Genomic DNA, 13,429 nt, shown 5'->3' with positions numbered 1-13,429 from the left:
GGAATGACATCGTAATAAACAAATGGTCACGGTGGCTGTTAGCATAGGTAAGTATATGCTTTTAACCCTACAAATTCAGTAAATCATGGTAGAAGAGAAATTCAGGGAATGCATAGCACTGTGTTATCAATGTGCAGATGCATGCGACCATTGTGCGACATCCTGCTTGCGGGAAGATCATGTAAAAGCGATGGCAGCCTGTATACATTTGGACCGGTTCTGTGCAGAAATCTGTCGAACGGCCGCTTCCTTCATGGCGAAATCCAGTACGACTGGCCATGAAGGATACGTGACCGAAATATGCGGTCTGTGCGCCAAAATCTGTGACGACTGTGCGGAGGAATGTGAAAAACACGATCACGAACACTGCGCAGCGTGTGCAGCGGCGTGTCGGCAATGTGCGGCTGTTTGCAGAAAGATGGCGGCTTAGCCCCATCCATCTGCAAACCCGTGGGCTTTGAGTACATTTTCCGGGACACCATCCCATACTCCCGGGCGGTTGCCTACGTATCCGATATCTTTGACTCCGATCTCACTGGTGAAAAATCCGGACGCGGTGAGGTTACGCATTAAGCTGAAGAACGCTACACCTTGCTTCATCTCAGGCTTGGACTTGGCCGGATAGGCGACATCATCCACCAATTCGAGCTGCTGCTCCTTGTTGCATGCGGTAAATACACCACCGTATCGTCGTTGGCTCTGTAAATCCAGCCATTTCAATCCTCCCCGCATCGGCGTCTGGTATACCGGAATGTCCTTCGCCATAAACTCTATGAAATCCGGCACACCGGCATCGGTGGCGCTGCCAGAAACCCCGTCAGCGGGTATAATAATATCGGCCAGCGCCGCTATGGTAGCCAGTTCGTGGGGTGTAAAAAACTGATCTGCCGCAAGTTGTTGGTTACGGCGGTGTTCTACGTCGGTAACGCCGGGCAGCTTGTTGTCCACCTCCGCGTCCGTTTGCTTTGAAGTTTTAACATTATCCGGCCCACACGATTCCAGCAATAGCGCTCCACCTGCCGCCGCAAGCCCGAGGGCTTTTAACGATTCTCTTCTGTTCATAGGGCTATCCTTTTCATATATTCAGTTTGTTTCTCTGCTTTAGCATGTATTCCGCCGCTCGCATTGACAGTGCGAGAATGGTCCACGTAAGATTTTTGTCGCCCTGCTGCACAAACGGCCCAGCATCCACCACAAACAGGTTGCGGCAGTCATGTGACTGGCACCAGCGGTTCAGTACCGACTTCTTCGGATCGTCGCCCATGCGCGTTGTCCCCCCTTCGTGAATGATTTTGCCAGGAGCCTCCAGTCCGTACAGGGTCTCGGGGCCCGGCATCGGCGAAGCCGCGACGGCTCCCATCTCGTGGAGGATTTCCTTGAATGTCTCTTGCATATGCCGGGCTTGCTCCACCTCCTCGTTGGCCCACTTATAATGAAAACGCATTACCGGGATACCATACTTGTCTACCGCTATGGGATCGATTTCACAGTAATTGTCATAGCGGGCAAGCGCCGTGCCGCGGCCGGCCATTCCAACACTTGCTCCATAGAAACGGCGGTAGTCTTCTTTCAACGATATGCCATAGCCGCCCTGCTCACGTTGATGGCCATCTTTGGCCGGCACCAGGTTGTTCACGTGAGCTACCCAGTCCAGAAAACCGTATGAGGGCATATGCAGACCGCCGCCATACTCGATATGGTAGCCCCGGGGGAAGCTGAGTTTACTGTTGTCGAGCCACCAGGGTGAATAAATGTGCACACTACCTACGCCATCCTCATTATACCGCGGCCTATCCAGCAACTGCGGCAGGAAGCCGCCCGCGCTGGCGCCCGTGGAATCGTGCAGATAACGGCCCACCAATCCACTGCTATTGGTAAGTCCGCCGGGATGGACCGCAGACTTCGAGTTAAGGAGCAGTCGCGCACTCTCACACGCACTTGCACCTAACACGATCAGTTTTCCCCTTACCGTATGTTCTTGTAGATCCTGTGTATCAACATATGAAACCCCTGTAGCCAGGCCCTCGTCATCGGTAAGCACCTCACGCACCATGGCGTTGTCAATGACCGTCAGATTACCCGTTTTCATGGCCGGCATTACCAGGCAAGAAGACGATGAAAAGTCTGCATAAACACGGCATGCTCTACCGCACTGCCCACAGTAGAAACATGTTCCACGGTCTTCCACACCAGGCAGCGCTTCAGTAAGCACAGATCCTCGGCCTGCGATCACGGGTACACCGGCTTTCCGTGCACCCCGTTTGATATACAGTTCATTCAGTCGCGGCTTAGGCGGTTTCAGGAAGATGCCATCCGGCTCATTGGGCAATCCTTCAACCGTACCGTAGATCCCGATCATCCGGTCAATACGGTCATAATAAGGCTTTACCTCGTCATAGGTAATCGGCCACGCTTCTGTGACACCGTCTTTCGGCTTGAAATCATCAGGGCCCATGCGCAGCGAAATGCGCCCCCAGTGGTTTGTCCGCCCGCCCAGCATCCGCGCCCGGAACCATTCAAAGGATGTGCCCGCGGCACGCGTATAAGGCTCTCCATCAAGCTCCCAACCTCCATAGGCTGCGTCAAAATCACCGAATGGACGCACGGTACCGGCACCCCGACGAGGGGATTCCCACGGCCATCGTAATTGCATTGCGTCTTTGGCAGGATCAAAAAAAGGACCGGCCTCCAGCATCAGCACCCTTAGTCCCGCGTTGGCCAGCACATATCCCGCCATCCCTCCCCCGGCCCCCGAACCGACAACAATTGCGTCGTAGACCGTTGGATTTGCTTTAATTTGATAGGAAATCATTACTTATGGTTTATAACTTGTCATCATTTAGCCGTGATAACCGCCAGCCGCGAAAGTAACTGGCATATCACTGGCCAAATATAAAATTTTCTGAATAACAATCACCAGGAAATAGCTAAAACGATTATGCAAAAAAATACAAGGCGCAAAATTATCCTGGCAAACGTAAGGCTATCCTACCCGGCCTGGTACCTTTTCAAAAAATCCGCAAGCTTCTTGACAGCGATGGCACGGTGGCTAATGGCATTTTTTTCCGCTGCGGACATCTCGGCAAACGTTTGGGTGTAACCGTTGGGTGTAAACAACGGATCGTAACCGAAGCCACCCGTGCCCTTTCGTCCGAAACCGATCGTCCCTTCGATAGACCCTTCAAAAAAGTATTCCTTACCCTTCAGCCGCAGGGAAATAACTGTGCGGAATCTAGCCTTCCGATTGGTATGTTCGTCCAGCCGGCTAAGCAGCAAATCAATATTCTTTTCCATATCCCTCGTACCGGAATAGCGTGCGGAATACACGCCCGGTTCGTTATTGAGTGCTTCCACTTCCAAGCCAGAGTCATCGGCAAAGCAATCATACTTGTACCGGTTTTTCAAGTAAGCACTCTTCTGCGAAGCGTTCGCTTCAAAGGTATTACCCGTTTCCGGAATATCGTCCGTACAACCGATTTCGGCAAGTGTGAGCAGATGGATATTATCGCCAACCATCGCCTGCACTTCTTCCAGCTTGTGCGCATTGTTGGTTGCAAATACCAATTGAGTCATACCAGTATAGTCTTTGCTGTTGTCCAAAATTGCCGCTTTTTATCCGCATCGGCCAGCATTTCATCAAACGTATACGTGCGGAATAACCGGACGCCCTTGCAATCCATGACAGGCGCGGCATTATTCAACTCCGTCCATGGCAGGGCGACGCCGAGGGAAACCACCGTTTTCGGTTTAAAAAACGAGAACAGGTCATCTTCTTGCGGAAATACACTGAGCCTCCCCACATTTAACAAGGCGATATCGTCCGAAGTAAGCTTCAGTGCAGCCAATGTTTTGAGAAAAGCATCCATGGCATTCACCGACATCCATTCGTACTGTGTTTCCCGCGTCAGGAACAGGTAGTTACGCCTATTTTGGCCGTAAAACGAGAAAGACGCTGCCGGCTTGGCCGTAGGCATGGCCTGCGATAGCTGTTCAGCTGCTACATCACCCTTTCTCCCTTCCATACCGAAGATTGTCTCCGTCATCAGATGGCAAAGCGCTATGGGGTCAACAGTGTTTATGTTCGATTGCGGCATAACCTTCAGCTCACTGCTCCAACACCCATGCGAAGACCAACGGCGCCACAATGGTGGCGTCTGATTCGATGATATATTTTGGCGTGTCAATGCCCAGTTTGCCCCAGGTAATTTTCTCATTGGGTACGGCACCTGAATAAGAACCATACGATGTGGTTGAGTCTGAAATTTGGCAGAAATAGCTCCAGAACGGGATGTTCTCCATTTCCATATCCTGATAAAGCATGGGTACCACACAGATGGGGAAGTCACCTGCAATACCCCCACCGATCTGGAAAAAGCCGACACCTTTCCCATCGGAATTTTTAACGTACCAATCTGCCAAGTAAGCCATGTATTCGACACCGCTCTTCATCGTTGAGGCCTTTAGCTGCCCCTTAATGACGTATGATGCAAAAATATTTCCCATGGTGCTGTCTTCCCAACCGGGCACCACCATAGGAAGATTCTTTTCGGCAGCGGCCAGCATCCAGGAGTTTTTCGGGTCGATCTCGTAATATTGCTGCAACACTCCGCTATTGAGCATCTTATACATGTATTCATGCGGGAAATAACGCTCGCCGGCCTCTTCCGCGTCTTCCCAAATTTTGTGTATGTGCTGCTGGAGGCGCCGGAAAGCCTCTTCTTCGGGGATGCAAGTGTCTGTAACGCGGTTGTAGTGATTTTCCAGCAGTTCCCATTCGTCCTGTGGGCTGAGGTCGCGGTAGTTTGGCACGCGTTTGTAATGCGAGTGCGCCACCAGGTTCATGATGTCCTCTTCAAGGTTGGCTCCCGTGCAGCTGATGATGGCTACTTTATCCTGACGGATCATCTCAGCAAGTGAGATGCCTAATTCGGCGGTACTCATTGCGCCCGCCAAGGTGATCATCATCTTGCCTCCGGCATCCAGGTGGGCTTCATAGCCTTTGGCCGCGTCCACCAACGCCGCAGCGTTGAAATGTAAATAGTTCTTCTCGATAAACTGGGATATGGGGCCTCTTGCTTTGCTCATTTCTTGTTGTACTTGGTTTCGTGCTTACAAAGGTATGGATTCACTACGACATGTGGAAGCTGGCTACACCTCCCATCGCTCACATTGTTGCAAGAACACGTCGTCGACGTCGGCACCGATACCGGGCAGTTCAGGTAACGAGATGCGGTAACCATTGAATTGGACACCGCCCGTAATGGGGTCTTCCAGGTGTCCTAGCATACACGTGTCCATATCGAAAAAAAACACATTAGGCGCAGCGTAGGCAAAGTGCACCTTGGCCGAAAGCGCCAACCGGCTTTCGAGCATACCGCCGATCATGCACGGGATACCGTATTGCGCCGCAGCTTGCTCGATGCGGAGGGCTTCGGCGATACCACCGGATTTAGAAAATTTGATATTGAAGTAATCGCTCCCTCCTTGTTCGGCCAGCCGAATAGCATCCCGGTGGTCGTAGCAACTTTCGTCGGCCATGAGTGGTATGGTGGTCTCTTTCCGGAGCCGCGGCAGCAGGCCGTCGTCATAGCTGCGCATGGGCTGCTCGCAAAACTGGATATCCAATTCCTGTAGGCCTTGCAAAGCCTCCACGGCCGCCTCGTAGCTCCATCCTTGGTTGGCATCTATGCGTATAGGAATGCGGTATCCAATGGCATCGCGGATGGCTTGTATGCGGGCTATATCTGCTGTTGGTGTTTTACCCAGCTTCACCTTAAGCACCTCTGCCCCTTGGTTCTTGAATGCAAGCGCTTTGGCTGCCATCTCCTCGGGACTACCTATTCCGACCGTGATATCGGTGACGATATCGCGTATGGCACCGCCAAGGTACTGATATAACGGGACGCCGGCATGCTTAGCGGCAAGATCGTACAGCGCAATGTCGAAAGCACTTTTGACCGTGGTGTTTCGCGCAATAAACGCATCGAGTTCTGCCAGACGGTCGTCAATAGCCAGCGGATCCTTTCCCTTCCATAAATACGCAAACTCACGCGCAAGCACCAGACAGGTTTCCTGCGTCTCGCCAACAATCATTGGAAACGCAGAACATTCGCCCACGCCAGAAATACCGGTGTCGGTATGTATTCTAATAAAAATGTTCTGTGCATATTCCATCGTCCCAGTAGCGATTACAAAGGGTTCCATTGGAATACTGAACCGATAGATTTCCGTGTGGGTTATCTTCATTTTTTTTTAATTTTACTTATGGTATTATTCACCGGTTCGAAGTTAATGTTTTAACGGGAAGACCGACCAAAGATGATCGTCGTAAGTTCAAATTTGCCATTTTATCAAAAATCGTTATAAATAATAGGTAATTATCAACAAATGAAATAAATATTTGAAAATAATTTTAAATATCCCCAAATTAATTACTAATTTAGCAAATAAATATAGCTAACTAAATAGAATGACTGATATATTGAAACAACAGGATGGGCTATACCGATCTGATTTTGAGCGCGATGCATGTGGAGTTGGATTTATAGCGAACCTGAAGGGAAACAAAACCCATGCACAAGTGAGGGATGCGCTGACCATGCTGGAAAATATGGAGCATCGTGGTGCATGTGGCTGTGACCCGGAAAGTGGAGACGGAGCGGGCATTATGATACAACTGCCGCACGAATTCTTATGGGAAGAGTGCATAGCACTAGGCATTCAGCTGAGCGAACCTGGGTATTACGGCACCGGCATGGCTTTTCTACCCAAAGAAGAAACGGCAAATCACATCTGCCGGCAGATCATCCAAAAGGCAGCGGAAGACAGGGGAATGAAATTTCTTGGTTTCAGGCGTGTACCTGTGAACCCCGCAGATATCGGCAGTACTGCCCTTAGCGTAGAGCCGGAAATTGTGCAATTTTTTGTCTCCCGCCCGGCAGGGGTGACCAATACGGCGGATTTTGAGCGGAAGCTCTTCGTACTTAGGCGGCTCATCTCCAAACGTACGCGGGAGCATAACGACCTTACTGAGGAGTTGTATATCGCATCTTTGTCATGCAAAGTCATCGTTTATAAAGGCCAGCTGACGACCTATCAGGTAGCTACTTATTTTACTGATCTTTTGGATCAGCGCGTGGTTTCGGCTTTCGGCTTGGTGCATTCACGTTTTTCTACCAATACGTTCCCATCGTGGCAATTGGCTCAGCCATTCCGTATGCTGGCACACAACGGGGAAATCAACACACTCACCGGAAACCTCAACTGGTTTTATGCCGGTCTTCGGTCGTTATCGTCCCCTTATTTCACTGAAGAGGAAATGCAGATTCTTCTGCCAGTGGTAGACGGTCACCAGTCAGACTCGGCCTGTCTAGATAACGTTGCTGAATTGTTGCTACACAGCGGACGAAGCATCGCACACGTGATGCTCATGATGGTGCCGGAAGCTTGGGATGGAAACTCCCAGATGAATCCGCTCAAGAAAGCATTTTATGAGTACCATGCTACACTGATGGAACCATGGGATGGCCCTGCGGCACTCTGTTTCACCGACGGGACAACCATCGGGGCCATGCTCGATCGGAACGGCCTGCGCCCACTGCGCTTCGCAATCACTTCAGACGACCGGGTCATCGTTGCTTCCGAAGCGGGGGCACTGCCAATCGATGAAAGTATTATCATTAAAAAGGGGCGCCAACAGCCGGGCAAGATATTGCTCATCGATATGGAAAAAGGCGAAATCCTGTCAGACGAACAAGTGAAGGGTGGGCTTTCCAACCGGCAGCGCTATGGCGACTGGTTGCACCAATTCAAAATCCGGATGGAAGAACTGGCCGATCCGCGGGTTACTTTCACCTACCTTTCAAAAGAATCAGTCTTTAAATACCAGCAAATATTCGGCTACTCGCGGGAAGACGTGGAGGGCATCATTACTCCGATGGCACTGGACGGCAAGGAGCCGATAGGCTCTATGGGTACCGATGTGCCCCTGGCTGTGCTATCCAACCACCCACAGCACCTTTCCGCTTACTTCAAACAGTTCTTCGCGCAGGTAACCAATCCGCCCATCGATCCCATACGGGAACGCTTGGTGATGAGCCTCGCTACTTTTATCGGCAACGCGGGGAATATACTCGGCGAAGACAAAATGCACTGCCATTGCGTCGCATTGGAACACCCGATATTGACCAGCCGAGAGCTCGAAAAGCTGCGCAGTATAGATACGGGTATTTTTCAGGCCAAAACGCTGCAATGCTATTTCAACGCCAACGGCAAGCCCGGCGCACTTGAGGACGGACTGCAACGCCTCTGCCGTTATGCCGAGGATGCTGTGCGTGACGGCTTTGAAGTAATTATCCTCTCCGACCGGGCTATCGATTCGCAGCATGCTGCCATACCGTCGCTGCTGGCTGTATCTGCCGTGCACCACCACCTCATTAAGACGGGACACCGCGGCGCCGTGGGCTTGGTGGTAGAAGCCGGTGATGTTTGGGAAGTGCACCATTTTGCATGCCTGTTGGCCTTTGGCGCCACGGCCATTAACCCCTACATGGCATTGGCTACCATCCGCACGCTCAAAGAGCAGAACGTCCTGGATACGCAACTCACCTGGCCGCAATTGGCTAAGAACTACGTGAAGGCGGTGTGCGGCGGCTTACTCAAAATTTTCTCGAAAATGGGCATTTCCACGTTGCAATCGTACCATGGTGCACAGATTTTCGAAGTGCTCGGCATCAACAAGAGTGTGGTGGATAACTATTTCTGCGGGGCGGTATCACGCATCGGCGGTCTCGACCTGGATGATATTGCTCGCGAAGTGCTGAACAAGCACAACAGGGGGTTCAGCAGCTCGCGCAATGCGAAGGACCTCCTGCCCGAAGGCGGCATCTACCAATGGAAACGCCGTGGCGAAGCGCACTTGTTCAACCCACAGACGGTACACTTACTACAGCAAGCCTGTCGTACGGGAGACTATCAAACGTATAAAAAGTATGCGGCATTGGTTAACAGCCAAAAGGAGCGCATGTTTACTTTGCGGGGCCTTCTGGATTTTGCAAGGCACAGAACTTCTATTAACATTGAGGAGGTGGAGCCGGCCGAAAACATCATGAAACGCTTCGCCACAGGCGCCATGTCATTCGGTTCCATTTCGCACGAAGCACACAGCACGTTGGCCATTGCGATGAATCGTATCGGCGGCAAGAGCAACACAGGCGAGGGTGGCGAGGATGAAATTCGTTATAAACCGCTGCCTAACGGCGATTCGATGCGGTCGGCCATAAAGCAGGTGGCTTCCGGCCGGTTCGGTGTCACCTCCAACTACCTGACACAGGCCGATGAGATCCAAATCAAAATGGCTCAGGGCGCCAAACCGGGCGAAGGTGGGCAGCTTCCCGGACACAAGGTCGATGAATGGATAGCCAAAGTAAGGCACTCCACGCCGGGTGTGGGGTTAATTTCCCCGCCTCCCCATCACGATATTTATTCTATAGAGGATTTGGCTCAGCTGATATTCGACCTGAAAAATGCCAATCGGGATGCCCGTATTAATGTGAAGCTTGTTTCCAAAGCGGGAGTGGGTACAATAGCGGCCGGTGTAGCCAAAGCCCATGCTGATGTTATCCTCATCGCCGGGTACGACGGTGGAACGGGTGCCTCACCCATCAGTTCAATCAAACATGCCGGACTGCCATGGGAATTGGGCTTGGCTGAATCCCACCAAACACTCGTAAAAAACGGCCTTCGCAGCCGTGTGGTGCTCCAGACCGATGGGCAACTTAAAACCGGCAGGGACCTCGCTGTTGCTACGCTTCTCGGTGCCGAGGAGTGGGGAGTAGCCACCGCTGCTCTTGTGGCTGGAGGATGCATCATGATGCGGAAATGCCACCTAAACACCTGCCCGGTAGGGGTAGCCACACAGGATCCCGAACTGCGCAAATTGTTTACCGGAAAACCGGAAGATATTGTAAACCTTTTCAGGTTCCTGGCGGAGGAGCTGCGCGAAATTATGGCGGAACTGGGCTTCCGTACCATCAATGAAATGGTAGGCCGCGCACAATTCCTGAAAAAACGCGAAAACATAGACCACTGGAAGATTAACAAGCTTGATCTATCCGGCATACTCCATGTGGCACACAGTCGCACGGGTGACACGCTGTACCAAACAGAGCAGCAGGACCATGGGTTGGACATGATATTGGATTGGGGGTTAGTGACGCAGGCGCGCAAGGCGCTGGAAGGTAAAACTCCGGTGTTCGGCACATTCAACGTAAAGAATACCGACCGCACCATCGGCACCCTGCTATCTAACGAAGTATCCAAGATATACGGTGCTGAAGGCCTTCCGGACAATACGATCAATTATAAGTTTGCCGGATCGGCCGGCCAGAGCTTCGGTGCTTTTGCGGCCAAAGGCCTGTCCTTTGAGCTTGAAGGCGAGGCCAATGACTACGTAGGCAAGGGACTTTCGGGCGCACAGCTGGCGATATACCCGCCACAAAACAGTCCGAGGGTAGCCCATGAGAACATTATCATCGGAAACGTTGCCCTTTACGGGGCCACCGCAGGCCACCTCTTTGTCTGCGGACAAGCGGGCGAACGCTTTGCTGTGCGCAACTCCGGGGCCACGGCGGTGGTGGAAGGCGTGGGTGACCACGGCTGTGAATACATGACCGGCGGCCGCGCGCTGATCTTGGGCGCTACTGGCCGCAATTTTGCCGCCGGAATGAGCGGTGGAATTGCATGGGTGTATGATCTTGAAGGCACATTCAGGGACAACTGCAATATGGAGATGGTAGACCTCGACCCTTTGGAAGCCGAAGACGAAACAACCATAATAGCCCTGCTCAAAAAGCACATTCACCTTACCAGAAGCAAACGCGCTGCCGACATACTCCAAAACTGGAAAATCGAAAAAACCAGTTTCATCAAGGTATTTCCAAGGGAATACAAAAACGTACTGCGGTCAAAATTAGTGGAAGCTTGATGAATGGAGCGTAATTAAAGAATTAGACTAACTGACTCACGACAAAAGAATAAGAGAAGATGGGAAAACCAACCGGATTTAAGGAGTTTGACAGGGTTCTTCCGCAGAAGGAAACCGTTGCAAACCGAAAAAAAACGTACAACGAGTTTGTAGAGCCTTATAGCGACGAAGAGCTGAACAAACAGGCAGCCCGGTGCATGAATTGTGGCATACCGTTCTGCCATTCGGGTTGCCCATTGGGCAATGTGATACCGGAATTCAACGACGCGGTTTATGACGGTAAGTGGGAAGAGGCATACCGGATACTGGTATCCACCAATAATTTTCCCGAATTTACCGGACGGATATGCCCGGCCCCCTGCGAGTCAGCCTGCGTATTAGGCATCAACCGGCCTCCAGTTGCCATCGAGGAAATAGAAAAGCACATCATCGAAATCGCGTTCAAGCGCGAGTTTGTGAAAGCACGCCCTACCCACCTCAAGACCGGCAAACGTGTGGCCGTGGTGGGTAGTGGACCGGCGGGGCTGGCCGCAGCCGCGCAGCTGATCAAAGTGGGGCACGAGGTGACCGTGTATGAGCGGGACGACAAACCGGGCGGGCTTTTACGCTACGGCATCCCTGATTTCAAGCTGGAAAAGTGGGTGATAGAACGGCGGATAAAGCTGATGGAGGAAGATGGCGTCGTGTTTCGCTGCAATGCCGAAGTGGGCAACAACGTGCCCGTCAGCGAACTTCTTGCCTACGATGCTGTGGTGTTAGCCGGAGGGTCTACGGTTCCACGCGACCTCAACATTCCGGGAAGAGAGCTTAAAGGCGTACATTTTGCTATGGAATTCCTGAAGCAGCAAAACCAGCGGGTGGGCAACTCTCCGCTTGCAGTAGACGAAATCATGGCCACCGGCAAAAATGTGCTGGTCATTGGCGGTGGCGATACCGGGTCGGACTGTGTGGGCACATCCAATCGCCACGGAGCAAAATCGGTCACTCAATTTGAGCTGATGCCGAAGCCCCCGCAAGCGCGCACGGATACCATGCCTTGGCCAACTTATCCCATGCTGCTCAAAACTACTACTTCTCATGAGGAAGGCTGTGAGCGCTTTTGGAGCATCAGCACCAAAGCATTTATCGGCGACGGCAACGGTAATCTCATAGCAGCCCGCGTCGTAGACTTGGAATGGGAGCGCGATCAACTGGGTCGCCCCCTGAAGTTTGTGGAACTATCGGAATCCGAACGTGAAATCCCCTGCGAACTGGCCTTGCTGGCCATGGGTTTCCTGCACCCACAACACGACGGACTTTTGCAGCAACTGGGCATAGCGCTGGACGAGCGAGGGAACGTAAAAGCCGAAGAAGGGCAGTTTCAAACCTCGGCTGATCGGGTTTTCGTCGCCGGGGATATGCGACGTGGCCAATCGCTAGTTGTGTGGGCCATTTCCGAAGGGCGCGAATGCGCACGAAAAGTGGATGAGTATCTGATGGGATATTCGGAACTGGAAAGCAAAGATGCGGTGTTTGACTATGCTTCTTAGCCGGTCAGCCCCCGCTTGTAATTTCTCCTTTTGTTTAACTGAAGCCGAATAATAGGGTAAACGAAAACAGCCCCTAAAATGATGATTGCGCCGGCGTAAAAGCCGGCGCTCATTTTTTCGCGCTGCCCGAAAAACAGCCAGGCGAGCACAATACCGTATATAGGCTCCATATTACTGGCCAAAGCTACACGGAACGCGCTGATTTCCTTCATCACCGAAACGGCGGCTACATAGGCTCCTGAGGTGCATACAGTTCCCAACAGCAAGAGGTATAGCCAATCGGTCATCGTGGCCCCCATTGCCCTAACGGAACCTTCTGTGACTAACATAAACCCGGAAATCCAGACCCATGCTCCAAGCATTTCATAGAAACTGATGACCGTGGCGCCACTTGCCTTAACCAGCTTGGAGTTGATGGTAGCAAACAAAGCGGCCGACAGCGCTGCCAATAACCCGAGGACGATACCGTGGACGTACCGGCTTTCAAATCTGAAGATCAAGCAAATACCAACAATGATGAGCAGACCGACGAGCACTTCCATTGTTGAAATGCGCCGTCGATAAAACAAAGGCTCTATCAACGCCGTGAACAATGTAGCTGAAGATAGGCAGACCAAGGCAACGGACACGGTAGACGCCTTGATGGAACCGAAAAAAAATACCCAATGCAACCCCACAACGCCACCGGTAAGGAAAAACCGGATAAACTCCTGCCTGCTAACAGCAAACGACTGCTGCCGAATCCAGAAATACACTGCCAAAGACGCGAAAGCGATCAGCACGCGATACCACACCAAGTGGATTGCCGACATTGAAATCAAATTGCCTAATATTCCGGTAAAGCCCCAGACAATGACGGTGAGGTGGAGAATGAGCAGGTTGCGGTTGATCACAAAATTTCCCATATACCTAAATG

The 13,429-nt window shown here is 51.8% G+C and carries 10 protein-coding genes; 3 read left to right on the top strand and 7 right to left on the bottom strand.

Annotation, left to right across the window (positions count from 1 at the left end; translation table 11 throughout):
• Positions 1-85: 85 nt before the first annotated feature.
• Positions 86-430 carry a four-helix bundle copper-binding protein gene (locus tag ACFOET_RS09795; RefSeq protein ID WP_379022054.1) on the top strand — a complete coding sequence of 115 codons (345 nt, stop codon included), beginning with the start codon at positions 86-88 and terminating at the stop codon, positions 428-430.
• Here the strand turns inward: ACFOET_RS09795 and ACFOET_RS09790 are convergent.
• The 6 genes from ACFOET_RS09790 to ACFOET_RS09765 all read right to left on the bottom strand — a co-directional run bounded on the left by ACFOET_RS09790 (position 427) and on the right by ACFOET_RS09765 (position 6,246).
• A complete protein-coding gene (locus tag ACFOET_RS09790; RefSeq protein WP_379022052.1) occupies positions 427-1,062 on the bottom strand; it encodes a gluconate 2-dehydrogenase subunit 3 family protein in 636 nt (211 codons plus the stop codon). The two genes, ACFOET_RS09795 and ACFOET_RS09790, sit on opposite strands and share 4 nt — an antisense overlap.
• 13 nt (positions 1,063-1,075) lie before the next feature.
• A complete protein-coding gene (locus tag ACFOET_RS09785) occupies positions 1,076-2,812 on the bottom strand; it encodes a GMC family oxidoreductase (protein ID WP_379022050.1) in 1,737 nt (578 codons plus the stop codon).
• 176 nt (positions 2,813-2,988) lie between these two features.
• Positions 2,989-3,573, bottom strand: a complete 585-nt coding sequence (locus ACFOET_RS09780; protein WP_379022048.1) for a non-canonical purine NTP diphosphatase — start codon at positions 3,571-3,573, stop codon at positions 2,989-2,991.
• Positions 3,570-4,043 (bottom strand): hypothetical protein, encoded by a 474-nt coding sequence (locus ACFOET_RS09775; RefSeq protein ID WP_379022046.1) that lies wholly within the window; start codon positions 4,041-4,043, stop codon positions 3,570-3,572. Before ACFOET_RS09775 ends, ACFOET_RS09780 begins: the two co-directional genes overlap by 4 nt.
• A gap of 61 nt (positions 4,044-4,104) precedes the next feature.
• On the bottom strand, positions 4,105-5,085 hold the full coding sequence (locus tag ACFOET_RS09770; RefSeq protein ID WP_379022044.1) for a deoxyhypusine synthase family protein: 981 nt from the start codon (positions 5,083-5,085) through the stop codon (positions 4,105-4,107).
• A gap of 63 nt (positions 5,086-5,148) precedes the next feature.
• On the bottom strand, positions 5,149-6,246 hold the full coding sequence (locus ACFOET_RS09765; RefSeq protein WP_379022042.1) for a mandelate racemase/muconate lactonizing enzyme family protein: 1,098 nt from the start codon (positions 6,244-6,246) through the stop codon (positions 5,149-5,151).
• A 223-nt stretch (positions 6,247-6,469) separates the two neighbouring features.
• On the opposite strand from ACFOET_RS09765, the gene gltB reads away from it, so the two are divergent.
• Together gltB and ACFOET_RS09755 are read left to right on the top strand one after the other, a co-directional pair.
• On the top strand, positions 6,470-10,984 hold the full coding sequence (gene gltB, locus ACFOET_RS09760; protein ID WP_379022040.1) for a glutamate synthase large subunit: 4,515 nt from the start codon (positions 6,470-6,472) through the stop codon (positions 10,982-10,984).
• A gap of 59 nt (positions 10,985-11,043) precedes the next feature.
• Positions 11,044-12,513, top strand: coding sequence for a glutamate synthase subunit beta (locus tag ACFOET_RS09755; protein WP_379022038.1), 1,470 nt, complete (start codon positions 11,044-11,046; stop codon positions 12,511-12,513).
• On the opposite strand, the gene ACFOET_RS09750 is transcribed toward ACFOET_RS09755, so the two are convergent.
• Positions 12,510-13,418 (bottom strand): DMT family transporter, encoded by a 909-nt coding sequence (locus ACFOET_RS09750; RefSeq protein ID WP_379022036.1) that lies wholly within the window; start codon positions 13,416-13,418, stop codon positions 12,510-12,512. The genes ACFOET_RS09755 and ACFOET_RS09750 overlap by 4 nt on opposite strands.
• Positions 13,419-13,429 lie beyond the last annotated feature (11 nt).

The organism is Parapedobacter deserti (assembly GCF_042646065.1).
Lineage (GTDB): Bacteria > Bacteroidota > Bacteroidia > Sphingobacteriales > Sphingobacteriaceae > Parapedobacter > Parapedobacter deserti.
The sequence above is the reverse complement of the archived record's forward strand: the minus strand, read 5'-3'. Positions and strand labels throughout refer to the sequence as shown.

Coding starts and splice junctions, on each gene's coding strand:
- ACFOET_RS09795 (WP_379022054.1), top strand. CDS start 86: ATGGTAGAAGAGAAATTCAGGGAATGCATAGCACTGTGTTATCAATGT.
- ACFOET_RS09790 (WP_379022052.1), bottom strand. CDS start 1,062: ATGAACAGAAGAGAATCGTTAAAAGCCCTCGGGCTTGCGGCGGCAGGT.
- ACFOET_RS09785 (WP_379022050.1), bottom strand. CDS start 2,812: ATGATTTCCTATCAAATTAAAGCAAATCCAACGGTCTACGACGCAATT.
- ACFOET_RS09780 (WP_379022048.1), bottom strand. CDS start 3,573: ATGACTCAATTGGTATTTGCAACCAACAATGCGCACAAGCTGGAAGAA.
- ACFOET_RS09775 (WP_379022046.1), bottom strand. CDS start 4,043: ATGACGGAGACAATCTTCGGTATGGAAGGGAGAAAGGGTGATGTAGCA.
- ACFOET_RS09770 (WP_379022044.1), bottom strand. CDS start 5,085: ATGAGCAAAGCAAGAGGCCCCATATCCCAGTTTATCGAGAAGAACTAT.
- ACFOET_RS09765 (WP_379022042.1), bottom strand. CDS start 6,246: ATGAAGATAACCCACACGGAAATCTATCGGTTCAGTATTCCAATGGAA.
- gltB (WP_379022040.1), top strand. CDS start 6,470: ATGACTGATATATTGAAACAACAGGATGGGCTATACCGATCTGATTTT.
- ACFOET_RS09755 (WP_379022038.1), top strand. CDS start 11,044: ATGGGAAAACCAACCGGATTTAAGGAGTTTGACAGGGTTCTTCCGCAG.
- ACFOET_RS09750 (WP_379022036.1), bottom strand. CDS start 13,418: ATGGGAAATTTTGTGATCAACCGCAACCTGCTCATTCTCCACCTCACC.